This is a genomic window from Streptomyces sp. Ag109_O5-1 (genome assembly GCF_003814875.1).
Taxonomy (GTDB): domain Bacteria; phylum Actinomycetota; class Actinomycetes; order Streptomycetales; family Streptomycetaceae; genus Streptomyces; species Streptomyces sasae.
Genome location: NZ_RKQF01000001.1, coordinates 7,359,710 through 7,385,396, shown reverse-complemented (window position 1 = coordinate 7,385,396; position 25,687 = coordinate 7,359,710). Strand labels below are relative to the sequence as shown.

Here is a 25,687-nt window from a genome sequence, read left to right as displayed (position 1 = left end):
GTCGAAGGGTGAACCTGACCGGCAAGGTGCGCAATAGTTCGCGTTTTGGCTGGACAATATGCTCAGCAGTACGTCCATACCGGCGGACTTTCTGTACATGATGACCATCGGGAGGCGGGGCATGACGATCGATCGTCTGGACGGGCGGATCCTGGTGCTGCTGGCCCGGGAGCCGCGAATCGGCGTGCTGGAGATGTCCCGCCGGCTGGGGGTGGCCCGGGGGACCGTGCAGGCGCGCCTCGACCGGCTCCAGTCGAACGGGGTGATCCAGGGATTCGGCCCGCAGGTGGACCCGGCCGCCCTCGGCTACCCGGTCACCGCGTTCGCCACCCTCCAGATCCGGCAGGGCCAGGGCCCGGACGTCCGGGCCCACCTGGCCACCGTGCCGGAGGTCCTCGAACTGCACACCACCACGGGCACCGGCGACATGCTGTGCCGCCTGGTGGCCCGCTCCAACGCCGATCTCCAGCGGGTGATCGACCGGGTCGTCGGCTTCGACGGCATCGTCCGCGCCTCCACGGCGATCGTCATGGAGAACCCCGTTCCGCTGCGGGTCATCCCCCTGGTGGAACAGGCGGCGGCGGACAGCGAGGAGGGCTGACTGCCTCAAGTGGCGCGAGTTACAAAGATGTTGATGCAAAGAGAGGGTTGCAAAGGCCTCTTTGCATAGATACCTTTGTGTGCATGACGGAGCACGAGGCACGGAAACCGCGCGTCCTGGACGCCCGTTCGCTGCGCGGGCTGGCACACCCGCTGCGAATGGCGATGCTGAACGCGCTGCGGTACGGCGGGCCGGCCACCGCGTCCCAACTGGCCGCGAAACTCGGCGAGTCCAGCGGGGCGACCAGCTACCACCTGCGCCAGCTCGCCGCCCACGGCTTCGTCGAGGACGCTCCGGAACACGGCAAGGGCCGGGAGCGCTGGTGGAAAGCGGCCGATGAGGGGCTGGTCTTCGACAGCGACCAGTTCCAGGACGCCGACCCGGAACTGCGCGGCGCGATGGACACGTTCATGCACGAAGTCGCCAACACCCACACACGCGAGCTGTCGACATGGCTGGCCACCCGCAACGAGTGGTCGTCTGCCTGGGCGCGCTCCACCGACATGAGCGACATGACACTACGGCTGACACCCGAGCTCGCTCAGGAACTGATCGGCAGGATGCACGCCCTCATCGACGAGTTCCGCACCACGCCCCTCGGCAAGGACACCCCGGAGGCGGAGACGGTGCGCATCCACACCCACCTGTTTCCCACGAGGACGGATTGAGAGGCAGAGCGATGCATTTCCAGACCCAGCTCGCCCAGTACCGGATGGCCGAACGGCACGCTCAGGCACAGGCCTACCGCTTGGCGAAGGCAGCCAAGCCGGAGAGGGAACTCCGCACCCGCATCGGCTGGACCTTGGTGGAAGTAGGCCTCCGCCTGGCAACACCGACCCCTGCATCAGCGCCCCTTTAGGGGCGCTGGGGGTACCCCCGGCCGAAGGCTGGGGGAGGAACTGCGCGACCAGCCCCCACCGGGCCGCAGACGAAACTCAGCAGACAGGGACGTTTTTCCCCTTCTCCAACGCCACCAGATCCGACACGGCGCCCTTGAGCGTCGTCACCGGCACCAACCGCAGCCCCTTCGGCAGCTCGGCCTTGGCATCCGCGCACTCGTCCTTCGGCACAAGAAAGACACTCGCCCCGTCCCGCCGCGCGGCCTGCGTCTTCAGCGCGACCCCGCCCACGGCCCCCACCGTGCCGTCCGCACTGATCGTGCCCGTACCGGCGATGTTCTTCCCCCCGGTGAGGTCTCCCCCGCTCCCGTTCCCGTCCAGCTTGTCGATGATCCCGAGCGAGAACAGCAACCCCGCACTCGGCCCGCCCACGTCCGCGAGTTTCAAGGTCACCTTGACCTTGCTCGCGCTGAGATCGAGGTACTGCAGCGCAGCCTGGGCCGCCGCGTCCTGCGACTGCTGCATCTGCTCGGTGTTGTGCTGCTCGATCTCCTTGACGCTGTTGCCGCTCGGGTACACGGCGTCGCGCGGCATGACGGCCCGGTCCGTCCGGAACCAGTTGCCGATCACGTCACCGAGCGACACCCGGGCGTCCGGCCCGGTCGCCTCGATCGTCGTCATCCGCAGTTGTCCCCCGGTCGTCCGGGTGGGCGCCCCGGCGATGGTGATCACCGGGGTGCCCTGGTTGTCACCGAGGACGTTCGCCGTCATCCCGGGCTGGGCCACCGAGAACGGCAGCGGCGCGAAGACGGCCGTACCGACGAGGGCCACGACGGGAACCGCACAGACGGCGATGGCCTGGAGACGCGTGAGACGTGAGAGCACGGAGTCAATCTAACGCGGCGACCTGTTCAGGCCATCGCCCCGGCCACCGCTCCGGTCAGCGCGTGAGCAGCTCGCGGCGCTCCAGGGTGAAGCGGCGCAGCGCGTCCGGCAGCGGCTCGATCCCGATACCGGGACCGGTCGGCACCCGGAGGTGCCCGTCGTCCAGGACGAACGGTTCGGTGATGTCCTCGGCGAAGTACCGGCTCGACGCCGATGTGTCGCCCGGCAGCGTGAAGCCCGGCAACGCCGCCAGTGCCAGGTTCGGCGCCCGCCCGATCCCGGTCTCCAGCATTCCGCCGCACCACGCCGGCACCCCGTGCGCCCGTGCCACGTCGTGGATGCGGCGGGCCTCCAGGTAGCCGCCGACCCGTGCGGGCTTGACGTTCACCACCCGGCACGCGTCCATGGCGATCGCGGCCGCCGTGTCCCGTGCGCTGTGCAGGGACTCGTCGAGACAGACCGGCGTCGTGATCCGCCGCTGCAGCTGGGCGTGGCCGTGCAGGTTGTCCTCCTCCAGGGGCTCCTCGATCAGCAGCAGCCCGAACTCGTCGAGCCGCCGCAGGTGCTCCGCGTCGGCGAGGCCGTACGCCGTGTTCGCGTCGACCTGGAGCGGCAGCGCGTCCCCGAACCGCCGGCGCACCGCCCGCACCGGCTCGACGTCCCAGCCGGGCTCGATCTTCAGTTTGATCCGGACGTACCCCTCGGCGAGGTACCCCTCGACGTCGTCGAGCAGTTCGCCGATCGAGTCCTTGATGCCGACCGAGACGCCCGCCGGCACCCGGTCCCGCACCGACCCGAGGAACACGGACAGCGGCATCCCGTGGGTCCGCAGCTCCGCGTCCAGCACCGCCGTCTCCAGCGCGGCCTTCGCGAGCTCGTGCCCCTTGACCTTCGCCGTCGCCGGGCCGACCGCGGCGGAGGTGAGCTCCCGTACCGCCGCCAGGCGCGGCACCAGGAAGTCCCGCAGCACGATCTCCGCGCCGGCCACGAACTCCGAGCAGTACAGCGGCTCGGGGTCGGCGGCGAACTCCGACCAGCCCTCGGCGGTGTCGGTGACGACGTGGAGGAGGAAGGTGTCCTTCGTCGTCATGGTCCCGAAGGACGTACGGAAGGGCGTGACCAGCGGGATCGCGACATGCACGATCTCCACGCGCTCCAGCTTCATGCCGTCCCCTCCGTCGTGCGGGCGAGCGTGTACCAGCCGTCCCTGGACATCCCCACGGCCCGGAAGCCCTCGGCGAAGGCCGCCGTGAACACCTCGCGGACGGCGTGCCGCCAGCGCAGGGCGAGCACCGGGTCGGCGGCCCGCAGCCGTACGACGTCCTCCGGCACCCGGCACCACACGGCCCGGTCGTCGAGGTCGCGGCGGGCGAGGACCTCGCCGTCGGGGCCCCGGTGGCTGGCGGGGGCGTCCGCGCGGTCCCGGGCGTCATACACGTCGTACGCCGCGGCGGGCGGCACGGTGGGGTCCGCCGTCAGGTCCCAGGTCACGGTCAGCCGGTCGCTCTCGTCGCCGTCGTTCACGCCGTCGGCCATCGGGCCGTAGAAGTCGACGAGGTACTCGGTGCCGGTGGCGCCCAGCTTGACCAGGTTGAAGCGGGCGTTGCGGCCGACCAGCGGGTCAAAGGTCCAGCGCATGGTGCGGGCGCCGAGATCCAGGGCCCAGGCGCGCTGGGCCCGCTTCACGGCGTGCCCGAGGCCCTGGTCGGCGGCGGCGACGAGGGAGTAGGTGTCGCGGTCCGGGCCGAACACGGCGACGGCCGCCCCGGCCAGCCGTGTGCCGTCGTAGGCGGCGTGCACGGCGCCGCCCGCGTGGACCAGGCTGTGCAGGACCTCGGCCGGGTAGGGCGGGGCGGTGCGGGGCGTCTGCCAGACGTCGCTGAAGTAGTCGGTCACGGCCGCGAGCCCGGCGACGTCGTGGACGGTACGGATGCTGACTCCGGTCACGGTCAGGGTCATGATCCGAGTCTCCGAGCCGACGAAGTCGCCGGCGTTGTGCGGATGGCCAAGGAATGCGTAGCGTCATGAGGAGATCAGCCAAGAACCTCCCTGCTTGAGGACTCACGCTCAAGGAGTCACATGGACGCCTGCACCCTCGGCGACCTGCTCGACGTCGTCGGCGGCCCCTCCGTCCGGCTGCACACGGCCCCCGCCGGGCTGACCGTGCCGGTGACCGAGGCGCTGCTGTACGACGCCCACACCCCGCTGCCGCGGCGGCCGGGGGCGCTGCTGCTGGCGGTCGGGGTGCGCGCGGCGGCGGCCGGGCCGCTGGTACGGGCGGCGGCCGAGGCGGGGCTGACCGGGGTGGTGGTGCGGGGCGCGGACGGGCCGGTCGGGGAGGCGGAGACGCACGGGATCGCGCTGCTGTCGGTCGACGAGGACGCCGCCTGGCACCATGTCCACCTGCTGCTGGCCTCGGCGATCGGCGCCCGCCCGGCGGCGCCCGGGAGCGGGCTCGGCGATCTGTTCGCACTGGCGGACGCGATCGCGGCGGGGGCCGGCGGGGCCACCGCCATCGAGGACCCCCGGCAGCGGATCCTCGCCTACTCCACCGTCGTCGGCCAGCCGGTCGACGAGGACCGCCGGCAGGGCATCCTGGGCCTCCAGGTGCCGGCCAGCGCCGAGAACACCGAGCAGTACCGGACCCTGTTCGCCGCCGAACGACCGGTCAGGCTCCCGGCGTTGAGCGATGCCGACCTGCCCCGGCTGGCGATGGCGGTGCGGGCCGGCGGCGAGACCCTCGGCTCGGTCTGGGTGGTCGACGGCGGCGCGCTCGCGCCGGACGCCGAGGACACCCTCGTCCAGGGTGCCGCCACCGCCGCCCTGCTCCTGCTGCGCGCCCGGGCGGCGCAGGAGCTGGCCCGCCACCAGAGCGGCGACCTGCTGCGCCGTCTCCTCGACGGCACGGCGGACGCCCCGGCCGCCGCGATCCGCCTGGGGGTGGACGGCGAGGTGCGGGTGGCCGCGTTCGCGCTCGACACCACCACCAGCGTGCCGGACGCCGAGCGCACCGCGCTGCGCCTGCTGGACGTCGTACGGCTGCAGTGCGAGGCGCGCTACGGGCGGCACGCGTGTGTGCTGGTCGACGGGGTGGTGTACGCGCTGCTGCCCGGTCCGGGGGCACGGCACCGGCCGCTGGCCGAGGACATCGTGCGGCGGGCCGGGCAGGCGCTGCGGGTGCCGGTGCGGGCGGGCCTGGGCGAGCTGGTCCCGGACGTGAGCGAGGTGGTCGGCTCCCGGGCGGACGCGGACCTGGTGCTGCGGGTCCTGGACGCGGAGCGCCCGGTGGCCACGGTGGACGAGGTGCGCCCCCGGGTCACCCTGCTGCGGCTGGCCGAAGTGCTCGGCGAACGGCGGGAGTTGACCTCGGGGGCGTGGCAGCGGGTGCTGGCGTACGACGCCGGGCACGGCACCGAGTACTCCCGCACCCTGGTCTGCTGGTTCGACGCGGGCTGCGACATCGCGGGCGCGGCCGAGCTGCTGGCCGTCCACCCCAACACCTGCCGCTACCGGCTGCGCCAGCTCCGGCAGCACGTCGGGATCGACCTGGACGATCCCGACGAACGGCTGGTGCTGTGGCTGCAGTTGCGGGTGCTGGCCGGGCTCAGCGCACGAGCCACGCCCTGAGGTTCTCCTCGCAGGCGTGCAGCTGCGCGACCGGCACGTACTCCCCCGCCGTGTGTGCCAGGGAGGGGTCCCCGGGACCGTAGTTGAGCGCGGGCATGTGCAGCGCCGCGAACCGGGCGACGTCGGTCCACCCCAACTTGGGCCGGGGCACGGCCCCGAGCGCCTCGACGAGCCCGGCGATCCGGTCCAGCCGGGGCAACGCACCGGCGACCGCCTCGGTGACCCGCACCTCGTACTCCGGGAACAGACGTCGTACGTACGCCTCTGCGTCCGCCGCCGAACGGCTGGGCGCAAACCGGTAGTTGACGCTCACGACGCACTCGTCCGGTACGACGTTCCCGGCGACCCCGGCCCGCACGGCGACCGCGCTCAACCCCTCGCGGTACTCCAGCCCGTCGATCACCACCCGCTCGGCGGTGTGGTCGTCGAGCCGCTGGAGCACCCGGGCGGCCCGGTGGGCGGCGTTGACGCCCTGCCAGGCCCGCGCGGTGTGCGCGCGCCGGCCGGGTACGACGATGTCTGCGGCGAGGTACCCCTGGCATCCGGCCTCCACCCCGGCGTCGGAGGGCTCCATGAGGATGGCGAGGTCGGCGGCGAGGAGTTCGGGGGCGAGCAGGCCGAGTCCGTTGCGCTCGCCCTCGACCTCCTCGCACTCGTAGAGGACGAAGGTGAGGTCGACGGCCGGTGCCGGGACGGTGGCGGCGAGCCGCAGCGCGACGGCCACCCCGCCCTTCATGTCACAGGCGCCGAGCCCGTGCACGCACCCGTCGGCGAGCCGGGAGGGCAGGTTCCCGGCGGCCGGGACGGTGTCCAGATGCCCGGCGATCAGGACGCGTCGGTCCCGGCCGAGGGCGGTACGGGCGACCACGGTGTTGCCGACCCGGTCGACCTTGAGATGCCCGAGGCCGCGCAGGGCGTGCTCCACGGCGTCCGCGATCCGGGCCTCCGCCCCGCTCTCGGAGGGCAGGTCGACGAGGGCCCGGGTGAGGCCGACGACGTCGGCGGTGAGGTCGAAGGCGGTCATGCGGCTTCCTGCGGGCCGGCGCCGGCGTGGGCGAGCCTGGAGTGACGGATGCCGTAGCAGCCGTAGATGACGAGACCGACGGCCATCCAGGTCCCGAAGGCGATCCAGGTGTCGGTGCCCAGGCTGAACAGCATGTAGCCGCAGAAGCCGACGCCGAGGACGGGCACGACCGGGGAGAACGGGACCCGGAAGGAGCGGGGCGCGTCGGGGCTGCGCCGCCGCAGGATCACCACGGCCAGGTTGACCAGCATGAATGCGAAGAGAGTGCCGATGCTGGTGGCGTCGGCGAGGCTGCCGAGCGGCACGAGGGCGGCGAGGACCGCGATGAAGGAGGAGACGATCACGGTGTTGGCGCGGGGCACCCCGGTGCGCGGGTGGACCTTCGCGAACAACGTCGGCACGAGCCCGTCCCGGGACATCGCGAACAGAATCCGGATCTGCCCGTACTGCACGGTGAGCACGACGCTGGTGGTGGCGACCACGGCACCGACGGAGAGCAGGATCGGCCACAGGTTCCCGCCGCCGACGGACCGCACCAGCACCTCGCTGAGCGTCGCCTCGGTCCCCGCGAACTCCTTCCACGGCATCGCGCCGAGCGCGGCGACGGCGACCAGCACGTACAGGGCCGTGACCAGGACGAGTGAGAGGATGATCGCCCGCGGCAGATCGCGCTGCGGGTTCCGGGCCTCCTCGCCCGCGGTGCTGGCGGCGTCGAAGCCGATGTAGGAGAAGAAGAGCGAGGCGGCCCCCGCGCTCATTCCGGCGGCGCCGAGCGGGAAGAGCGGCTGGAAGTTCCCGGCGTGGAACGCGGTGAAGGCGACCGCGCAGAAGAGGATCAGGGCCGCGATCTTCACCCCGACCATCACCACGTTGGCGACGGCGCTCTCCTTGGCCCCGCGCAACAGCACGACCATCGCGAGTACGACGATGAGCGCGGCCGGGATGTTGAGCGTGCCCCCGGCGCCGGGCGGGGCGCTGAGCGCGTCCGGCAGGGTGACGCCGAAGGTGAGATGGAGCAGTTCGTTGACGTACTGCCCCCAGCCGACGGCGACGGCGGCCACCGAGACGCCGTACTCCAGGATCAGACACCACCCGCACACCCAGGCGACGAGTTCGCCGAGGGTGGCGTAGGCATAGCTGTACGACGATCCCGAGCCGGGGATCATCCCGGCGAGCTCGGCGTACGACAGGGCCGAGAACAGGGCGGTGACGCCGGCCAGCACGAAGGAGACGACGATCGCGGGGCCGGCCTCGGGCACGGCCTGCCCGAGCACGACGAAAATGCCGGTGCCGAGGGTCGCTCCGACGCTCAGCAGGGTGAGCTGTGTGAGCCCCATGGTCCGCGTCAGCGGGCTGGCGCCGGCCTCACCGACGAGGGTGTCGACGGACTGCCGCCGGGTGAGCCGACTTGCGGTACCGGCGGCCCGTTGCCCTGGCCGCGGCCGTGTCCCAACCGTCTCCATACTCCGGCTCCCTCCACCGTGGGCTCTTGTCTGGCCCTGATGATGCGGAGGGAGTGGGGTCGGCGTGATGGGGGGATCGGCCAGAGGGTGAGGTGCGGGATTGGCGGATCGGCCAATGCGGGTGGGTGGGCGAAACAAAGGGGGCCGGAGGACGGCGGCTGGCTGCGGGTGCGTGGGGGCTGGTCGCGCAGTTCCTCCCCCAGCCTTCGGCCGGGGGTACCCCCAGCGCCCCTGACGGGGCGCTGCAGCTGCCGTGTCTTTCCAGTTCGCGTAGCTGCGGGCATGCGTGCCTCCCCCAGAGGGGGACCCCCAGGGCGGCACGGGTGGGCGCAGCGGCACCCGGCCGGCGCCGGCGAGCGAAACCCCCGCCCCCAGCCCCCACCACCCCGCACCACCCTCTACCTCACCTCAGCGCGTCCGCGACCTCACGCGCCGCGTCCATGACCCGCGTTCCCACCCGCTCCGGCACGGCGTCGGCCAGCATCACGACCCCGACGCTCCCCTCGACCCCGGTCACCCCGAGCAGCGGCGCCGCCGCCCCGCTCGCCCCGGCCTCCAGCTCGCCGTGCGTCAGCGTGTAGCCGGGGTCGACCCTCGGCGAGTGCCGCGCGGACAGGATCGCCTTCCCCGCGGCCCCCCGGTCCAGCGGATGCCGGAACCCGGCCCGATAGGCCACGTGATAGTCGGTCCAGGTCGGCTCGACGACCGCGACGGCGAGGGCCTCGGTCCCGTCGACCAGCGTGAGATGTGCCGTCGCCCCGATGTCCTCGGCCAGCGAACGAAGCGCCGGCAGGGCCGCTTCCCGTACGAGCGGATGCACCTGCCGCCCCAGGCGCAGCACGCCCAGCCCGACCCTGGCTCGCCCGCCCAGGTCGCGCCGTACCAGCGCATGCTGCTCGAGTGTGGCGAGCAACCGGTACACCACGGTCCGGTTCACGCCCAGTTTGTTGGAAAGCTCGGTGACGGTCAGCCCGTGGTCCGTATCGGCCAGCAGTTTGAGGACGCGCAGTCCCCGATCGAGCGTCTGAGAGGTCTCCGCGGTCACGACGCCCACTCCTTAAGTGGTGAGGCCGGCAACCTCCGACGCGGCGGATGCGTCGCCGAGTCCCGTCAGCGACGCGCTTCAGAGGCCGCCGATCGGCATGGCGGCCCGGCGGCTCCGGGCCCAGTCGCTTCACGGCTGCGCTCCGCGGCGGCGCTGCCACGGGGCGTGTGCGTAGCCGGACAGTAGCGAAGGGGGTTCGCTGAGCGGAAGCCTGAGTCCAGAATCCGGTCATGGACCGGTACGGACTGCTTCGGTATGTGCCGTTATATACAGGGCCCAGCTATATACAGGGCCCCTCCCGGGGCCACCGCGTACAGGGCCCCTCCCGGGGTCACCGCATCCGGGTGGCCCACTCCTGCACCTTGGCGATCCGCTGCCGCAGCTGCCCCGCCGTGGCCTCCGCACTCGGCGGCCCGCCGCACGTCCTGCGCAGCTCGGTGTGGATCACCCCGTGCGGCTTGCCGCTCTGGTGGACATACGCGCTCACCATCGTGTTCAGCTGCTTGCGCAGCTCCATCATCTCCTTGTGGGAGACGACGGGCCGCCGTTCCGCCGGCAGTTCCAGCAGGTCCGCCTCGGTGTCCGGCTTCTTGCGGCTGTGCGCGATCTGCCGGGCCTGCCGCTTCTGCAACAGCATCTGCACCTGGTCGGGTTCGAGGAGCCCCGGGATGCCGAGGTAGTCCTGCTCCTCCTCGCTCCCCGGGTGGGCCTGCATGCCGAACTCGGCGCCGTCGTAGAGGACCCGGTCGAAGACGGCCTCGGACTCCAGCGCCTCGAAGGCGAACTGCTCCTGCTCGCCGGTGTCCTCGTCCTGCTCCTTGTTCGCCTCCTCCATCTCCTTCTCGGACTCGGCGTACGGGTCTTCTTCGCCCTCCTTCTTGGGCTTGTCCAGGGCGTGGTCGCGCTCGACCTCCATCTCGTTGGCGAAGGTCAGCAGATCGGGGACGGTCGGCAGGAACACGGACGCGGTCTCGCCGCGCCGCCGGGACCGCACGAAACGGCCGACGGCCTGGGCGAAGAAGAGCGGTGTGGAGATGGTCGTCGCGTACACCCCGACGGCCAGCCGGGGGACGTCGACGCCCTCGGACACCATCCGGACCGCGACCATCCACCGGTCGTCGCTCGCGCTGAAGTCGTCGATCCGCTTGGAGGCGCCGGTGTCGTCGGACAGGACGAGGGTCGCCTTGGCGCCGGTGATCTCGCGGATCAGCTTGGCGTAGGCGCGCGCCGACTCCTGGTCGGAGGCGATGACGAGGGCCCCGGCGTCCGGGATGCCCTTGCGGACCTCGGTCAGCCGCTGGTCCGCGGCGCGCAGCACGGCCGGCATCCACTCGCCGCGCGGATCGAGCGCGGTCCGCCAGGCCTGGCTGACGGCGTCCTTGGTCATGGGCTCGCCGAGCCGGGCGGCGATCTCGTCACCGGCCTTGGTCCGCCAGCGCATGTTGCCGCTGTAGGAGAGGAAGATGACCGGCCGCACGACATGGTCGGCGAGCGCGTTGCCGTACCCGTACGTGTAGTCGGCGGACGACCGCCGGATCCCGTCCTGCCCCTCCTCGTACGTCACGAAGGGGATGGGATTGGTGTCGGACCGGAACGGCGTACCCGTCAGGGCCAGCCGCCTGGTCGCCGGCTCGAACGCCTCCAGGCAGGCCTCGCCCCAGGACTTGGAGTCACCGGCGTGGTGGATCTCGTCGAGGATGACGAGGGTCTTGCGCTGCTCGGAGCGGTTGCGGTGCAGCATGGGCCGCACGCCGACACCGGCGTACGTCACCGCCACCCCGTCGTACTCACGGCTGAGCGGTCCGGCGCTGTACTCGGGATCGAGCTTGATCCCTATCCGCGCCGCGGCCTCCGCCCACTGCTTCTTCAGGTGCTCGGTGGGGGCGACCACGGTGACCTGCTGCACGACATGGTGGTGCAGCAGCCAGGAGGCGAGCGTCAGCGCGAACGTCGTCTTCCCGGCGCCGGGCGTGGCCACGGCGAGGAAGTCGCGCGGCTGCTCCTGGATGTACTTCTCCATGGCCCCCTGCTGCCAGGCGCGCAGCCTGCTGGCGGTACCCCAGGGCGCCCGGCCCGGGAAGGCCGGCGAAAGGTGGTGGGACGACGAGGAAGCGGAAGCAGAAGCGGCGGTGGTAGTCACGATCTCCGTAGTAAGGGGGTCGGGCGGCTACGTATGACAACCGGGCCACCCTACCGGCGCCGTACGGCTGTCAACGCGCGGACAAGGCCGCCTCACCCCAGGGTGGGACCCACGTCACAGATCACGAAGCCGTGCGGTCACCCGGACCGTGCAGCCGCGTCGTCACCCAGGCTCCGACGAGCGCGACGCCCGCCATCGGCAGGAACACGGCGGCGAAGGCGGCGGGATGGGATCCGGAGCCGGCCGCCCCCGTCATGCTGCCGCCGCCCAGGGCGGAGAAGGCCGCACCGGTCGCGGCGAGCAGCACCACATTGGACAGGGCGTCGGAGATCTGGAGGGCGGCGGAGTTGGCTCCGGCCTCCTCCGGGGCGGAGAGCCGGAGCATCAGGACGCTGGCCGAGGCGATCACCAGCCCCATCCCGAAGCAGCCGAAGCTCCAGGCGACGGCGACGACCCACACCGGCACGGCGGGCACGAGCACGCTGGGGGCGGCGGCTATCGCGCCGGCGACGAGCACCATCCCGAGGGTCATCAGCCGTTCCCGGTACGGCTGTGCGCCCGGCCGTGCCTGCACCCAGGAGCCCAGCGCCCAGGTCACCCCGCCGGCCGCCAGCGAGAACCCGGCGAGGGTGGGCGACAGGCCGCGCTGGGTGACGAGCATCAACGGCACGAAGGACTCGGCGGAGACCAGGGCGCCGGCCGCGACACCGCGCAGCAGCACGACCGAGGGCAGGCCGCGGACCGCGCGGTAGGTGCCGTGGGGAAGCAGTCCGAGCACGGCGGGCACGAGCAGGGCCGCACCGAGCAGTCCGGGTATCAGGGACAGCCACCGCAGATCCTGGGCGGCGTACTGCAGCAGCCCGGCGCCGAGGGAGATACCGAAGGCGAGCCGGATCCGCCGCCGGTCGAAACCGGCGTCCGCGCCTCCCTGGACGGGGCCGCCGGCCCGCCGCCGTATCTGAGGCAGCGCAAGCGCCACCGGGAGGAGCACGAGCACCGGAATCCCGAGGAACACCCACCGCCACCCGAGGTGCTCGGTCACCGCGCCAGAGGCGAGCGGTCCCACGATGGACGGCACCACCCATCCGGCGGCGAAGGCGGCCATGATCGCGGGCCGCAGCCGCTCCGGGTAGGCCCGCCCCACGACCACGTACAACGAGACGATGACCAACCCGCCGCCGAACCCCTGCACGGCCCGTCCCAGGATGAACACCCACATGCTCTGGGCGGTCCCGGCGACCACGAGCCCGGCGGCGAAGGACCCTATCCCGGTCGTCAGCGCCCCGAGCGGCCCCTTGCGGTCCGACCACTGCCCGGCCAGCACCATCCCGAACAGACTGGTCGTGAAGTACCCGGAGAAGGCGAACGCGTACAGCGACACCCCGTCCAGCTCCCGGGCCGCGACCGGCATCGCCGTCCCCACCGCGGTCGCCTCGAAGGCGATCAGCAGCACGACGGACACGATCCCGACGCTCAGCGCCCGGTACGACCGCCCCAGCACGCCCTCGTCATCGGCTCTGTCTGCTGTCTCAGCTGCGACGACGGCGTCGCTCGGTTCAAGGGCGGTCATGCAGACCACGGTAAGTCCCAAGCCCCCCTTTGGCCCCTGTCGCGAGCCTCACCCCGCCTGGGACCTTGGTCGTACGCCCCCCTTTCGTGAACGCCGTATGGCAGTCCCGTTGCAGCCGCCCCGATTCCCTTGATCCCCTCCCCCGCACCGCCATACCTTCGACTCACCGACAAGGCCGTGTGCCCGAGTGGCTTAGGGACTCGCCTGCAAAGCGAGGTACGTGGGTTCAATTCCCGCCACGGCCTCTACCTGGCCCGACCAGGCAGAACGGAAGGGCGGCACCCTCGCGGGGGTGCCGCCCTTCCGGCCGTCCGTCTCAGCAATCCAGGGGCCGGACGGCTCCGCCCCGTGGCGCCCAGTCGGTCGACCACGGCCTGGTGCGGCCCCCGTTCGTGCCCCCGGAACCGATCCGGCAGTTGCGCGATCTGACCCGGTACCGCACCGAGGTCATCCGCGAACGCACTCGCGAGACACGGCGCCTGGTCGGCCGACTGCACCAACTCGGCCACCACGTGCCCCTTCAAACAGACGGAGCCGCCTGAACAGCGGCTTCGGACACACGGACGGTGGATTTTCGAATCAGTTTCTGTCTCATTCATGCCCGTCCAGCCAGTCTTTCGATGAGACGCATTCCATTTACCCTCCCTTCACTGTGCAGATATCCCTCCTCCACCTTCCCTCAGGACACTCGGAAAGATCTGACGGTGCGCATCCCTGAATTCGAATATCCGTGGGTTGCAGCGCGGTTATGCATCCCTCACGTAACTGGCCACCTGGCCCGACCTCACGGAGGTTTCCGACTTCCATTCCGACCGGGACGTCAAGGGGCGCCGTGACTGACAAGGCACGCGAAGACGACGCCATCCGCGGAGTTGAACGGCCGGTGCACGAGTTCGTTCCTGTACTGGTCGAGCGCAAGGCGGGGGTCATCCCACTAACGAAGGCCGACCTGATAACTGAACGGCGTTGCTAGTTGTGCAGCAGTACTACTACACCGTTTCTCCCGTTTCTTCCGCGATGCCCTCTCCTCCCATCAGCGCCGTCTTCCCCGTCGTCCCCGTCTCTCCCGGGCCGCCCGTCCGCCCCTCTTCTGCCCTGCGGGCCGGTGGGGCCGGGCGGACCGGGGGGGCCGGTGCGGCCCTGCGGACCGGAAGGGCCCATCTCGAGGCCGTGCGTCTGGAGTTCGACGTTCCCTGTCCACATATCGTCGATCTGCATTTGATGGGCGACGAGCGCGCCCCACTGCGCGACAAGCGCGACGATCAGGGCGGCACCAAGCAAGAGGGGGCGCCGTTTGAGCAGTTTCTCTTTTACGTTTCTCACATTATCCCTCACGCTAAGTGACGGAAGGAGGTGCATGACAGGGAGTTGACAAGGCTGTCCTCTTCGTCGCGCGCCCGCCCCAGAGCGGCCACCGAGGGCCATCCTGTAGAAGTTGATGGCGGAAGGGCGACTCGCACCACTGGCGCACCAGATCCCGCGGGGAACGGTGGAACGGCAGGGGCCAAGAGACTCGCGGACACGTTCGCGACACGGGGCACGGGGCTCAGTTCTGGAACTTGGTGACAGTGACGGCAGGCCTTGGGGGGGCAACAGCGTCCTTGCCGTCCTGGCCGTCCTCGCCGTCCTCGCCGTCCCTGCCCTGCTGGCCCTCCCGCCCGTTCCTCCCCTCCTGCCCGTTCCTGCCGTCCTGCCCGTTTCTTCCTTGAGGGCCGGCAGGCCCGGCGGGACCCGACGGGCCTGGCGGGCCGGAGGGACCGACTGCGCCGCCATGCGCCTGGAGGTCGACGTGCTGTACCCGCAGACCGTCGATCTCCGCGGCCTGGGCGAGGAGCGCAACCGACTGCACGACGAGGGCGGTGATGAGCAGCGCACGGAGCACAAGGGGGCGCGGGAGCCAACGCATACGCGTACGCAGCATTTCGTTTATCCTTCTCACGTCATCTCTCACGCTGTGTGACGGCCAAAGCTTAAATGGCCAGACGTCGGAGAAAGTGAACCTCCTCATCGCGTGTCCATTCCGGGACGACCTCTGGGAAGGCCGTCAGGAAGGCAGTTGGCGACTTCTCCACAGTTGCGCGCGAGCTGCTCGACAGCCAACCTCGGCCGCACGCCTTCAAAGCGACGTCATCAAGGGGAAGCCCGAGCGAGGGTAAGTGCGGCGGCCCCAACGCGCGGCATACGCGCTCGTCTGCATCCAGGCGTGACGGAGGAAATGTCGGAGAGAACCCCATCCTTGACGTACCCATGGCGAATGTGGGGCTCAGTTGCGGCTCTGGGTGACGGTGACGGTGACGGTAGGCCTCGGAGTGGCAAAAACGTCCTTGCCGTCCTTGCCGTCCTTGCCGTTCTTGCCGTTCTTGCCTCGCCTCCCATTCTGCCCGGGCCTCCCATTCGCCCCGTCTCTGCCATCCTGCCCATTCCTTCCTGCCGGGCCGGTAACACCGGGCGGACCCGACGGGCCTGGCGGGCCGGAGGGGCCGGGTGCGACGCCTTGTGCCTGGAGGTCGACGTGCTGTGCCCGCAGTTTGTCGATCTGCGTGTCCTGGACGATGAGCGCAACCGACTGCACGACGAGCGTGGCGATGAGCAGCGCATGGAGCACAAGGGGGCGCGGGAGCCTACGCATACGCGTACGCAGCATTTCGTTTAACCTTCTCACGTCATCTCTCACGCTGTGTGACGGCCAAAGCTTAAATGGCCAGACGTCGGAGAAAGTGAACCTCCTCATCGCGTGTCCATTCCGGGACGACCTCTGGGAAGGCCGTCAGGAAGGCAGTTGGCGACTTCTCCACAGTTGCGCGCGAGCTGCTCGACAGCCAACCTCGGCCACACGCCTTCAAAGCGATTGGGATATCGCCGGGGCCGACTCCGTCACTACACTGCCCCGGTGATCAGTCCTCGGCAGCTGTCCGGGTGGTGGCACCGGCTCGATGTCCGGGTCCGGGATCTGCCGTTCGGGCTGCTGCTCCTGGCCGGGTCGTTCCTGCCGGCACTGCACGGCAAGGGGACGGAGGTCGGGAATCTGCCGACCCGTCCGTTCGACGCTCTGGCACTGCTGGCGCTCGGTCTGGAGTGCCTGCCGCTGGCCGTGCGCCGACGGTGGCCGGCCGTCTGTCTGTCTGGCCCTGGTGTCGGCCGGCTTCGCCGTCGACCAGCTGCGCGGCTACCACTCGGTCGCGGGCACCGCGCTGCCCCTCGCGCTGATCAGCACCGGGGCCCATCTGGAACGGCACCGGCGGGCCGCCGCGCTCGTGTTCTCCGCGGCCTATGTGCCGTGGGCGGTCGCGCTGTACCGGCTGGGGTCGGGCGGCGAGACGGTCACCGGGTTCGTGACGTTCTATCCGGTGCTGGTCCTCGCCTGGGGCGCCGGGGCATGGTTGCGTGCCAACCGGAACGCGGAGGCCGAACACCGGCGGCGGGTCGCCGAGGACACCCGCGTCGCCGAACGCACCCGGATCGCCCGCGAGTTGCACGACGTGGTGACCCACCATGTGACGGCGATGGTGGTGCAGGCCGAGGCGGCACGGTATCTGACCGCCGCGCCCGAACGGCTGGACCAGACCCTGACCGCGGTCAGTGACACCGGCCGACGGGCCATCGCCGACCTGCGCCATCTGCTACGCCTACCGCCAGGGCCTGGTGACCTGACGGCCCGCCCCTCACCGGTCGCCCCCTTACAGCACCCCGCCCGCCTCGTCCTGGAACAGCTCCGTCCAGTAGTGCCAGTCGGCGTCCGTCGTCACGGGGGTGGGGTCGATCGTCGCGAGGGTGTGGAGCATGGTGGCGGCGAGTTGGTCGTAGGCCTCCGTGGTGAGTTCGTGGCCCAGGTGCTCGTCGATGGTGCGCTCGTGGTGGAGGAGCCAGAGGGTGTAAGCGAGGGTGGAGATGTCCGTGTTGAGGGGGTAGAGGGTGGCCTCGGGCAGGGAGAAGTTGAGGATCGCGCCCGTGGTGCCGTCCACGACCAGGCTGTTGTCCTCGACCAGGTAGCCGAGGCGTATGAGGCGGTCGGCGTGCGGCGGGAGGTCGTCGAGGGGGAAGCGGCCGGGGTGGACGTCGGTGAAGTACTCCCGGAGGGTGGGGAGCGGGGCGTCCGGGTCGAGCTGGAAGAGGACCGCGTCCTCCGGCAGGCCCGTCTCGCGCAGGAAGCGGCGGGTCGGCGCATGGGTGAGCGTCGGCGGGAAGTCGACCTCCTCGAACCGGGCCACCCGACCCTGCCCGAACTCCTGGTCCAGCAGCCGGGCCGGCAGATCGACACAGAGCCCGGAGTCGGTGCCGGGGCCGGCGACCAGGCTGAGGGGGCGGATCAGGGCCGTCGCCTTCCAGTACGGCGGGACCTGGCCGTCCGTGCCCTCCTCGAAGAGCTCCAGGAGCTTGCGAGACGCCTCGGTGGCCGCCTTGGTGCCGTAGATCCCGGCGAGGGAGGCGAAACGGCCGCGCAGGCCCGCCAGTTCCTCGGTGACCGCGGCGAAGCGGAGCAGCGTCTCCAGCGAGGGCGCGAGCGGGCGCGGTTCGGTGGGGTCGATCAGGTAGGCGGTGGTGATCTCGCCGGTGCCGCCGTCGAGGAGGATCGACTCCGTGTCCAGGCCGGCCGGGGCGAGCAGTTCCCCTATCACCAGCCGGTCCCGGAGCTCCTCCGCCAGCCGGGACGGGCCGTCAGTGACGTCCGCGAGCGTGCGCAGGCCGGCCGTGCGCAGCGGCTCGAACGTCAACAGGCCGCCGGTGTCGGGCAGTCCGCGGCCGGTGAGCCAGCTGCGGGTCGGTTCGTGCGTGATGTATCGGTCCATTTCAGCCTCGGTCAGCGTGATCGTCGCCGCACCGCTGCCGGTCGTGCTGATCGTGCTCATCGCTGCCCCCGCGATCAAAGAGTTCAAGAAGTGCAAAGTGGGTCGATCGGTGCGTCGTACGTCGTCCTGAGCAGGGCATGGTGTGCCGTTCGGGCTTCCCCTCCGAAACGGCCGTCCCCACTGCCCAGAACACTACGCCGCGCCACTGACAACGCCCCGCTGAGGAGACGTCAGACGACCCTGGAACGTTCCGTCCCGCGGAGAATCGCCTCCACCGTCTGTTCCACGGTCAGCTCGGAGCTGTTCAGCCACAGGCCCAACGGGGCCGTGCCCGTCCGCAGTCCCGCATCCAGATCGGCCACCGTCCAGACCCCGTACCCGGTCTTGGGCCGCCCCGCCTCACGCGCAGCCACCGTCTCGGGACTCGGGGCCAGCACCACGACGTGCAGCGGGCGGGTGCGGATCAGTTCCACGTACGACGCCAGCTCCGGGCCCAGCAGCACGTCCTGGACGACCGCGGTGAAGCCGGCCTCGGCGTACGCGTCCGCGGTCGCCGCCGACAGCCGGTGGCGGAGCCGGAGTTGGGCCGTGGCCTCGGGCGAGGGGTCGGGGGCGTAGTCCTCCCGGCCCGAGACGATCATGCGGCGGAAGAGGTCGCCGCGGACGTGCGCCGCCCGCGGCAGGGTCTCGGCGAGCGCCTGCGCGACCGTCGACTTGCCGGACGCCATCACCCCGGTGATGACGACGACACCCCGAAGAGTCATGCGGTCACTGGGTGACGACGGCCGCCTGCGGACGGATCGGGAGGCGGTTGACCGGGCGGCCGGTCGCCGCGCGGACGGCGGAGGCGATGGCCGCGGGGGACGTCACGACCGGTACCGCGCTGACCGACTTGGCGCCGAAGGGGGCGACCACGTCCCGCTCCTCCACCAGCTTGACGATCCGGATGTCCGGGGCGTCGAGGGCGGTCGGCAGGGCGTAACCGGTGAGGTCGGGGTGGCGGATCAGTCCGCGCGGGGTGCGCAGGTTCTCCGTCAGGGCGATGCCCACGCCCTGGGTGACCCCGGCCTCGATACGGGCGTTGAGCTGCGCCGGGTTGAGGATCCGGCCGACGTCCTGGGCGACGGCCAGCTCGACGACCCGTACCGAACCGAGCTCGATGTCGACGTCCACCACCGCGCGGATCGCGCAGAAGGCGAGTCCGACGAAGGCGTCGCCCTGGCCGTCGGCGTTCAGGGGCTCGGTCGGATGCGGGCGGCACTGGGCGGTGGCCCACAGCTCCTTGCCGTCCAGCGCCTCGGTGACGGTGGTCGACAGGACGCCGTCGTACGACGTGATCTTGCCGTCGGTGATCTGGAGCAGCTCGGTGGACATGCCGAACTTGTGCGCGAGGGGCTGGAGCAGCTGGGTGCGGACCATCTTCGCGGCGCGTTCCACGGCACCGCCCGAGACCCAGGTGTGGCGGCCGCGGCAGCCCGGACCGGCCGGGGGCTGGTCGGTGTCGACGGGGGCCACGTGGACCTCGTCGATGCCTAGGGTCTCCTGGACGATCTGGCGGGCCAGGGTGGTGAAGCCCTGGCCGGACTCCACGGCCGCGCAGAGCACGGTCGCGATGCCGTCGTGGACCTTGACCGTGGCGGTGGAGACCTCGTCGGCGCCCTCCGCGCCGAGCATGTGCACCATGCCGAGGCCGTAGCCGACGCCCCGGCGCACCGCGCCCGGTTCGCCCGCGCCCTCGGGGCCGCCGGGCAGCAGCCACTCGTCCTCGGGGGTGTCCTTGGGGAGCTGCGGGAGCGGGAAGTCCCGTACCGCCTGGAGGAGCTCGGCGACGGGGGCCGGGCAGGTCACCGTCTGGCCGATGGGGAGGACGTCGCCGGTGGCGAGCGCGTTGCGCAGGCGGATCTCGGCGGGGTCCAGGCCGAGCTTCTTGGCCAGCTTGTCCATCTGCGCCTCGTAGGCGGCGCAGACCTGCATGGCGCCCTCGCCGCGGACGTGGCCGGAGGGCGGGTTGTTGGTGCGCACGGCCCAGCCCTCGATGAAGGCGTTCGGGACGACGTACGGGCCGCAGGCGAAGGAGACGGCGGCGGCCAGGGACTCGGCGGAGGTGTCGGCGTAGGCGCCCGCGTCCAGCAGGACCTGGGCCTCGACCTTGATCAGCTTGCCCTCGGCGTCGGCGTGGTGCCGGTAGCGGAGCAGGGTGGGGTGGCGGTGGGCGTGGCCGAGGAAGGACTCCTCGCGCGTGGCCGTGAGTTTGACCGGGCAGCCGGTCTTCAGGGCGAGCAGACCGAGGGGGAGCTGGAAGCCCTGGTCCTCGCGGTCGGCGGTCGCGCCCGGCACGCCGGTGACCACGATCTTCACCTGATCGAGGGACAGGCCGTAGCAGGCGGCGGCCGTGTTGCGGTCGGTGTGCGGGTCGGTGGAGGCGAGGTAGAGCTCGACGCCGCCGTCGGGGCGGGGCACGGCGAGGCCGGCCTCGGCGCCGATGGGGGCGGGGTCGGCGCGGCCGATGCGGTACTGGCCCTCGACGACGATCTCGCCGGTCGCGTCCGGGTCGCCGTGCTGGAGCGGGATGTGCCGGATCAGGTTGCCGTCGGGGTGCAGCGGCTCGGCCTCGAAGGACCGCTCGGGGTCGATGACCGGGTCGAGGATCTCGTACTCGACGATGACCGCGGCGGCGGCCATACGGGCCGTGTCGGGGTGGTCGGCGGCGACGGCGGCGATGGGCTCGCCGTGGTGGCGTACGACCTCGGAGGCGAACACCGGGCGGTCCGGGGTGCCCCGGCCGTGGCGCGGGGTGCCGGGCACGTCCTCGTGGGTGATCACGGCCCGTACGCCGGGCATCTCGCGCGCGTGGCTGGTGTCGATCGACACGATGCGCGCGTGCGGGTGCGGGGAGCGCAGGACGGCCGCCCACAGCAGGCCCTCGGCCCACAGGTCGGCCGCGTACGGGAAGGTGCCCTCGGTCTTCGCGCGCGCGTCGGCGGCCGGCAGCGACACGCCGAGGCCGTGCGGGGGCTCCGGAGCGGAGGCGGCGGTCTCCGCGGCGGTGGTCGTGGTGACGGTCTCGTTGGTCACGCCTGGCCTCCGTCCGGGCCGTAGGACTGGTCGTCGTAGCTCTGGCCCTGATCGCCGAACGTCTGGTTTCCGCCGAACGTCTGGTTACCGCCGAACGACTGATCCCCGCCGAACGACTGGTTACCACCGAAGGACTGGTCACCGCCGAAGGACTGGTCACCGCCGAAGGACTGGTTTCCGCCGAACGACTGGTCGTACGTCTGCTCGTGCGGGATCTGGATGCCGGCCCCGAAGGTGCCCGGGGAGTCGAACGCCGACACCTTGACGCCACCGGCGCCCGGTCCCGCCTGATGGGGAATACGGGCCTCGTCGCCGTCCGTCTCAGCGTCGGCGGCGGCGTGCGCCTCGCGTTCGGCGACGACCTCCTGGACGGCGTCCAGGACGCCCCGGTAGCCGGAGCAGCGGCAGAGGTTGCCGCACAGCGCCTGGCGGGCCTCCAGCTCGGTCGGAGCCGGGTTGCCTTCCAGCAGGTCGTGGACGGTCATCGCCATGCCGGGGACGCAGAAGCCGCACTGGACCGCCCCGCACCTCGCCAGCGCCCGCTGCACGTCGGAGGGGTGGCCGTCCTGGGCGAGTCCCTCGACGGTGCGCACCTCGCTGCCGGCGGCGGTCACCGCGGGGACCAGGCAGGAGGCCACCAGCCTGCCGTCCACCTGGACGTTGCAGGCGCCGCACTCGCCCTGCGAGCAGCCGTCCTTGGCGCCCGCGAGGCCGAGGCGTTCGCGGAGGACGTAGAGCAGGGACTCGCCGATCCAGGCGTCGGTGACGGGTCGGTCGGTGCTGTTGACGCGGAGGACGTAGGAGGCGAGGGGGTGGTCGTCGATCGCCTCGGCTTCGCCTTCGGCGTGTTGCTCCCCGCCGGCGCCGTCCGTGCCGCTGTCGTCGTCGGGTGCGGGTGGCCCCTGCGGGGCGGACTCGCCGTCGGCTGCCTGCGGGTCGGAGGCGGGAACGGGGTGCGGGTGCGGTGCGCCGTGGCCGTCGCCGGCTCCGGCCTGGTCGCCGATACCGGCCGGACCACCCGCCACGCCCGGCTCGCGGACACCCCCCGGCCTGCCGCTCACTGCAGCTTCGCGGGCGCCCGTCGGCGCGCCGTCCGGGGACGGCTCATGGGTGTCGACGTGGCCGGTGTCCATGGACAGGCGGCCGGTTCCGGAGGGGGCGCCCGCCGAGCGAAGTTCGCCGGTTTCGGTCGGTTCACCCGGTTCGCCCACCCCGCGCCCCCCGGGCACAGACGGCGCGCCTGCGGGCCCGGAGGCGGGAGTTGCGGGTGGAGTGGCACCGTGCCCCGGCGAGGCGCCTGCGGGCACCCCAGGGGCCTCCGTGGGGTGTTCCCACGCCTGTGCCTCCGTCGCCCACGGTGCGGCAGCACCGCCCGGCAGGGTCGACGGCGGCGTGCCGCCCCACTGCTCCATGAGTGCGGATGTGGTGAACTCGCCGGATTCGTCCGGAACATCCCCACGTGCGACCGGAATCGACCACTGACCGGTCACATCGTGACCGGGTGCCGGCGGAGGCTCTTCGTACGTCCACTGCTGGGTCGTGGCGGGGTTGTACGTGAACCGGTCGTCGGCGGACTGCCCCTGGGGGACCGCGTTCGGGTCGGGCCACTGGGCGCCGTCGGCCGGCGCGCCCCAGGTCTCGGTGCCGGGGGCGACCGCTATCTGCGGCGGCACATAGCCGTGCCCCGGCGCGGCCAGCGGACTGTCGCCGGCCAGCAGGGCCTCGATGCCGCCCTCGGGGAGCTTCACGAACGCGGTCGCACCGTCGTCGTAGTCACCCTGGGGCAGCGGGTCCCAGCGGCCGCCGCCACCCGAGGGCGCGCCCTCCGCGTGCTGGTCGTCGGTCATGACAGCGCCCTCCCCAGTGCTCGTCGGGCCAGCGCGGCGACGGTGCGCCGCAGGTGCAGTACGGCGGGCGGAAGCGCCGCCACGGTGCCGTCGGGGTCCGGTGCCGGGTCGGGGATGCAGGCGGCCGCGACGTACTCGCCGAAGGCGTGCAGCGCCTCCGGGACGAGCGCGCGGTCGTTGTCCCAGTCGATCAGCCGGGCCACCCACTGCTCGGCGTCCAGCGGACGCAGCGGCATCGGCGCTATGGCGCCGACGGCACATCTGACGCCGCGCCGCGCGGGGTCGAGGACGAGCGCCACGGAGGCCACCGAGCGGCCCGGTCCGGTGCGCCCGGTCGCCTTCAGGAAGACCTGCGGGGCGTGCAGCAGCGGCACCCGCACGAAGCCGATCAGCTCGCCCGCGCGGAGCATCTCCACGCCGGCCAGCAGGTGCGACACCGGGATCTCCCGGCGGGACCCGCCGGGGCCCGCGATGATCAGCGTCGCCTCCAGGGCGGCGAGGACCGGCAGCGCGTCACCCGTCGGCGCGGCCGTGGCGATGTTGCCGCCCAGGGTGCCGGCGTTGCGGATGTGCGGCGGGCCGGCGGCCCGCGCGGCGGCGGCGAGCGCCGGGATCAGGGCCGCGAAGTCGGGGCGGCCCATGCGCGCGTGCGTGAGTCCGGCGCCGAGCAGCGCGTTGCCGTCCTGGTACTGCCAGCCGCGGATCTCGCTGATCCGGCCGAGGCCGACCAGGGCGGCGGGCCGGAGCTGCCCGGAGTTGACGGCGGCCATGAGGTCGGTGCCGCCGGCCACGGGGACGGCGGTGGGCATGGCGGTGAGGGCCGCCACGGCCTCGTTCAGCGTCGTGGGCAGCGTGACGGCCTGCGCCGCCTGCGGTGCGTGCGTGGTCAAAACCGGCTGCCCCTTCCCGCTGCCCCACCTGGTCCCACCTGTGTGGCCGTACGGTACGTGCTCACAGGGCGGACGTGGCAACTCTGGCACATCTTCGCAAGCCTCGAACGCACGGGTCCGCTAGGAGGCATTCGCCCACCTCATCGGCGACATGGTCCGTTTTCGTACGGCATCACCAGTGCGTACCGATTGACACTCTTCGGTGACCCTTGAGGTCTTTTTCCATTACGCGTTCGGGATGGGGAAGCGACCCGAAGGGGACCGGGGAGGGGCTAGCGGTTCGGGGGCGGGCCGTCGATCGGGCGGCCCGGCACGCCCGGGCGCCGCTGCCACGGCAGGGGTCCGGCCGGCGGCCGGTAGGCCACGCCCAGCGCGTCGAGCCGCCGGTAGTGCGTGGTCATGCGGCGCTCGAAGCCGGCGAAGTCCCGTTCCGGCGGGGCCGGCAGGGCGCTCCAGGCGACCTCCGCGAAGGCGGCGAGCCGGGGGAAGGCCTGGTAGTCCACGCGCGCATGGTCCTCCATCACCTCGGTCCAGACGTTGGCCTGGGCGCCCAGGATCCGCCGCGCCCCGGATTCGTCGAGCCCCGGTGGAACGGGCTCGAACCGATACACGTCCTCCAGGGTGCGCACGTACCCGATCGGTACGGGCTCGTCCTCGCCGTCCGCCTGACGGTGGTCCAGATACACGTGTTGCTCGGGGCACATGACGACGTCGTGTCCGGCGCGCGCGGCCGCGATCCCGCCGCCGTAACCGCGCCAGGACGACACGGCCGCGCCCTCGGCGATCCCGCCCTCCAGGATCTCGTCCCAGCCGATCAGTCTGCGGCCGCGCGCGGAAAGCCACTTCGCGAAGTGGCCTATGAACCACGACTGAAGCTCGTCCTCGTCGGCGAGCCCGAGTTCCTCGATGCGCGCCCGCGCGGCCGGGGAGGCCCGCCACTGGTCCTTGAGGCATTCGTCGCCGCCGACGTGAATGAACTCCGACGGGAACAGCTCCAGCACTTCCTCGAAGACCCCCTCGTAGAAGCGCAGGGTGTTGTCGGTGGGGGCGAGTACGTTCGGAGAGATCCCCCAGGAGTCCCAGACGGTCAGGGAGGCGGTGTCGATGACGTCGGTGTTGCCGAGTTCCGGATACGCGGCGATGGCGGCCTGCGAGTGCCCCGGTACGTCGATTTCGGGGACCACCGTGATATGCCGCTCGGCCGCGTAGGCGACGATCTCCCTGATGTCGTCCTGGGTGTAGTAGCCGCCGTGCGGCTTCTCCTCCCACAGCGGTGAGGCCCGGTGGCCGAATTTCGTGCGGGCCCGCCAGGAGCCGACCTCGGTGAGCCGCGGATGGCGCCGGATCTCGATGCGCCAGCCCTGGTCGTCCGTCAGATGGAAGTGGAAGACGTTGAGTTTGTGGGCCGCCATGAGATCGAGGTAGCGCAGGACGCCTTCCTTCGGCATGAAGTGCCGGGAGACGTCGAGCATCAGGCCGCGCCAGGGGAATCGGGGGGCGTCCTCGATGATCTGGTGCGGGATTCCGTACCGCATGCCGGGGCGCACGGGCGCGCGGCGGAAAGCCTCCGGCCCGAGCAGCTGGCGCAGCGTCTGGGCACCCCAGAAGACCCCGGCCGGATCGCCGCCGCGGATCTCGACACCCCAGTTGGCGATCACGCTCAGCCGGTAGGCCTCGGGCTCCAGCGAGTCGTCCAGCTGCAGTCGTACGGAGTCACGGGCGTCCTCGGGTCCCGCCGGCAGCGGCAGGCCGAGCGCGGCACCGAGAACCGAGCGCAGCCAGCGTTCCGTCCCCTCGGTTCCGGGAGCCGCCCACAGACGGGTGTCCTCGTCGAAAAGAACACCGCACCGCATCGGCCCCTCGACGGCGCGCGGCGCCGGAATCACATCCACCA

General features: G+C 71.6%; 20 protein-coding genes, 1 tRNA gene and 2 pseudogenes. 7 read left to right on the top strand and 16 right to left on the bottom strand.

The genetic code is table 11. The annotated features are described in order from the left end of the window. The first annotated feature begins 121 nt into the window (after positions 1-121). Positions 122-601 carry an Lrp/AsnC family transcriptional regulator gene (locus tag EDD90_RS33495; protein WP_185149307.1) on the top strand — a complete coding sequence of 160 codons (480 nt, stop codon included), beginning with the start codon at positions 122-124 and terminating at the stop codon, positions 599-601. Positions 602-684: 83 nt separating this feature from the next. Beyond that, positions 685-1,269 (top strand): transcriptional regulator, encoded by a 585-nt coding sequence (locus EDD90_RS33490; protein WP_123976619.1) that lies wholly within the window; start codon positions 685-687, stop codon positions 1,267-1,269. 267 nt (positions 1,270-1,536) lie between these two features. Here EDD90_RS33490 and EDD90_RS33480 read toward each other — a convergent pair whose 3' ends face one another. Genes EDD90_RS33480 through EDD90_RS33470 form a run of 3 tightly spaced genes read right to left on the bottom strand, consistent with a single transcriptional unit; the run spans position 1,537 to position 4,284 of the window. Then, positions 1,537-2,325, bottom strand: a complete 789-nt coding sequence (locus EDD90_RS33480; RefSeq protein WP_123976617.1) for a S16 family serine protease — start codon at positions 2,323-2,325, stop codon at positions 1,537-1,539. A gap of 55 nt (positions 2,326-2,380) precedes the next feature. Then, positions 2,381-3,490, bottom strand: coding sequence for an o-succinylbenzoate synthase (gene menC, locus EDD90_RS33475; protein WP_123976616.1), 1,110 nt, complete (start codon positions 3,488-3,490; stop codon positions 2,381-2,383). Further along, positions 3,487-4,284 (bottom strand): chorismate synthase, encoded by a 798-nt coding sequence (locus EDD90_RS33470; protein ID WP_260328274.1) that lies wholly within the window; start codon positions 4,282-4,284, stop codon positions 3,487-3,489. The genes menC and EDD90_RS33470 overlap by 4 nt, the downstream gene beginning before the upstream one ends. Before the next feature lie 120 nt (positions 4,285-4,404). On the opposite strand from EDD90_RS33470, the gene EDD90_RS33465 reads away from it, so the two are divergent. Beyond that, the gene (locus tag EDD90_RS33465; protein ID WP_123976615.1) at positions 4,405-5,952 is read left to right on the top strand and encodes a CdaR family transcriptional regulator; all 1,548 of its coding nucleotides are present in this window, start codon (positions 4,405-4,407) and stop codon (positions 5,950-5,952) included. Here EDD90_RS33465 and dapE read toward each other — a convergent pair. The 5 genes from dapE to EDD90_RS33440 form a co-directional block, all read right to left on the bottom strand. Beyond that, positions 5,930-6,976, bottom strand: coding sequence for a succinyl-diaminopimelate desuccinylase (gene dapE / locus EDD90_RS33460; protein WP_123976614.1), 1,047 nt, complete (start codon positions 6,974-6,976; stop codon positions 5,930-5,932). The two genes, EDD90_RS33465 and dapE, sit on opposite strands and share 23 nt — an antisense overlap. Next, positions 6,973-8,439 carry an amino acid permease gene (locus EDD90_RS33455; protein WP_123976613.1) on the bottom strand — a complete coding sequence of 489 codons (1,467 nt, stop codon included), beginning with the start codon at positions 8,437-8,439 and terminating at the stop codon, positions 6,973-6,975. The genes dapE and EDD90_RS33455 overlap by 4 nt, the downstream gene beginning before the upstream one ends. Positions 8,440-8,842: 403 nt before the next feature. Next, positions 8,843-9,484, bottom strand: a complete 642-nt coding sequence (locus EDD90_RS33450) for an IclR family transcriptional regulator (RefSeq protein ID WP_123976612.1) — start codon at positions 9,482-9,484, stop codon at positions 8,843-8,845. A 331-nt stretch (positions 9,485-9,815) separates the two neighbouring features. Next, positions 9,816-11,624, bottom strand: a complete 1,809-nt coding sequence (locus EDD90_RS33445; protein WP_123976611.1) for a DEAD/DEAH box helicase — start codon at positions 11,622-11,624, stop codon at positions 9,816-9,818. A gap of 121 nt (positions 11,625-11,745) precedes the next feature. Beyond that, positions 11,746-13,194, bottom strand: a complete 1,449-nt coding sequence (locus EDD90_RS33440) for an MFS transporter (RefSeq protein WP_123976610.1) — start codon at positions 13,192-13,194, stop codon at positions 11,746-11,748. A 173-nt stretch (positions 13,195-13,367) separates the two neighbouring features. Between EDD90_RS33440 and EDD90_RS33435 the strand changes: the two genes are divergently transcribed. The 3 genes and pseudogenes from EDD90_RS33435 (at position 13,368) to EDD90_RS56445 (ending at position 14,538) form a co-directional block, all read left to right on the top strand. Then, positions 13,368-13,439, top strand: a tRNA-Cys gene (locus EDD90_RS33435). Positions 13,440-13,562: 123 nt separating this feature from the next. Then, positions 13,563-13,676, top strand: a pseudogene (locus EDD90_RS33430) (IS110 family transposase); the annotation flags it as partial. 688 nt (positions 13,677-14,364) lie between these two features. Next, positions 14,365-14,538 carry a hypothetical protein gene (locus tag EDD90_RS56445; RefSeq protein ID WP_221305141.1) on the top strand — a complete coding sequence of 58 codons (174 nt, stop codon included), beginning with the start codon at positions 14,365-14,367 and terminating at the stop codon, positions 14,536-14,538. A 202-nt stretch (positions 14,539-14,740) separates the two neighbouring features. Here EDD90_RS56445 and EDD90_RS33425 read toward each other — a convergent pair whose 3' ends face one another. Both EDD90_RS33425 and EDD90_RS33420 read right to left on the bottom strand, forming a co-directional pair. Next, positions 14,741-15,115: a hypothetical protein gene (locus EDD90_RS33425; RefSeq protein WP_123976609.1), complete on the bottom strand. Its 375-nt coding sequence runs from the start codon at positions 15,113-15,115 to the stop codon at positions 14,741-14,743. Between the two features lie 342 nt (positions 15,116-15,457). Then, a complete protein-coding gene (locus EDD90_RS33420; protein ID WP_123976608.1) occupies positions 15,458-15,799 on the bottom strand; it encodes a hypothetical protein in 342 nt (113 codons plus the stop codon). 285 nt (positions 15,800-16,084) lie between these two features. On the opposite strand from EDD90_RS33420, the pseudogene EDD90_RS56440 reads away from it, so the two are divergent. Continuing rightward, positions 16,085-16,823: pseudogene (locus EDD90_RS56440) on the top strand (sensor histidine kinase); the annotation flags it as partial. A 48-nt stretch (positions 16,824-16,871) separates the two neighbouring features. On the opposite strand, the gene EDD90_RS33410 reads toward EDD90_RS56440, so the two are convergent. The 6 genes from EDD90_RS33410 to EDD90_RS33385 all read right to left on the bottom strand — a co-directional run bounded on the left by EDD90_RS33410 (position 16,872) and on the right by EDD90_RS33385 (position 25,685). After that, the gene (locus EDD90_RS33410; RefSeq protein WP_123981920.1) at positions 16,872-18,032 is read right to left on the bottom strand and encodes an SUKH-4 family immunity protein; all 1,161 of its coding nucleotides are present in this window, start codon (positions 18,030-18,032) and stop codon (positions 16,872-16,874) included. Between the two features lie 179 nt (positions 18,033-18,211). Next, positions 18,212-18,745 carry an AAA family ATPase gene (locus EDD90_RS33405; protein ID WP_123976607.1) on the bottom strand — a complete coding sequence of 178 codons (534 nt, stop codon included), beginning with the start codon at positions 18,743-18,745 and terminating at the stop codon, positions 18,212-18,214. Positions 18,746-18,749: 4 nt separating this feature from the next. Then, positions 18,750-21,056, bottom strand: coding sequence for a xanthine dehydrogenase family protein molybdopterin-binding subunit (locus tag EDD90_RS33400; RefSeq protein WP_123976606.1), 2,307 nt, complete (start codon positions 21,054-21,056; stop codon positions 18,750-18,752). Next, entirely contained in the window at positions 21,053-22,903 is a 1,851-nt protein-coding gene (locus EDD90_RS33395) for a 2Fe-2S iron-sulfur cluster-binding protein (protein ID WP_123976605.1), read from the bottom strand. The genes EDD90_RS33400 and EDD90_RS33395 overlap by 4 nt, the downstream gene beginning before the upstream one ends. Beyond that, positions 22,900-23,793 carry a xanthine dehydrogenase family protein subunit M gene (locus EDD90_RS33390; RefSeq protein WP_123976604.1) on the bottom strand — a complete coding sequence of 298 codons (894 nt, stop codon included), beginning with the start codon at positions 23,791-23,793 and terminating at the stop codon, positions 22,900-22,902. Before EDD90_RS33390 ends, EDD90_RS33395 begins: the two co-directional genes overlap by 4 nt. Positions 23,794-24,065: 272 nt before the next feature. Continuing rightward, entirely contained in the window at positions 24,066-25,685 is a 1,620-nt protein-coding gene (locus tag EDD90_RS33385) for a beta-N-acetylhexosaminidase (protein ID WP_123981918.1), read from the bottom strand. Between the last annotated feature and the right edge of the window lie 2 nt (positions 25,686-25,687).

Coding starts and splice junctions, on each gene's coding strand:
- menC (WP_123976616.1), bottom strand. CDS start 3,490: ATGAAGCTGGAGCGCGTGGAGATCGTGCATGTCGCGATCCCGCTGGTC.
- EDD90_RS33395 (WP_123976605.1), bottom strand. CDS start 22,903: ATGACCGACGACCAGCACGCGGAGGGCGCGCCCTCGGGTGGCGGCGGC.
- EDD90_RS33455 (WP_123976613.1), bottom strand. CDS start 8,439: ATGGAGACGGTTGGGACACGGCCGCGGCCAGGGCAACGGGCCGCCGGT.
- EDD90_RS33470 (WP_260328274.1), bottom strand. CDS start 4,284: ATGACCCTGACCGTGACCGGAGTCAGCATCCGTACCGTCCACGACGTC.
- EDD90_RS33405 (WP_123976607.1), bottom strand. CDS start 18,745: ATGACTCTTCGGGGTGTCGTCGTCATCACCGGGGTGATGGCGTCCGGC.
- EDD90_RS33465 (WP_123976615.1), top strand. CDS start 4,405: ATGGACGCCTGCACCCTCGGCGACCTGCTCGACGTCGTCGGCGGCCCC.
- EDD90_RS33425 (WP_123976609.1), bottom strand. CDS start 15,115: ATGCTGCGTACGCGTATGCGTTGGCTCCCGCGCCCCCTTGTGCTCCGT.
- EDD90_RS33490 (WP_123976619.1), top strand. CDS start 685: ATGACGGAGCACGAGGCACGGAAACCGCGCGTCCTGGACGCCCGTTCG.
- EDD90_RS33440 (WP_123976610.1), bottom strand. CDS start 13,194: ATGACCGCCCTTGAACCGAGCGACGCCGTCGTCGCAGCTGAGACAGCA.
- EDD90_RS33495 (WP_185149307.1), top strand. CDS start 122: ATGACGATCGATCGTCTGGACGGGCGGATCCTGGTGCTGCTGGCCCGG.
- dapE (WP_123976614.1), bottom strand. CDS start 6,976: ATGACCGCCTTCGACCTCACCGCCGACGTCGTCGGCCTCACCCGGGCC.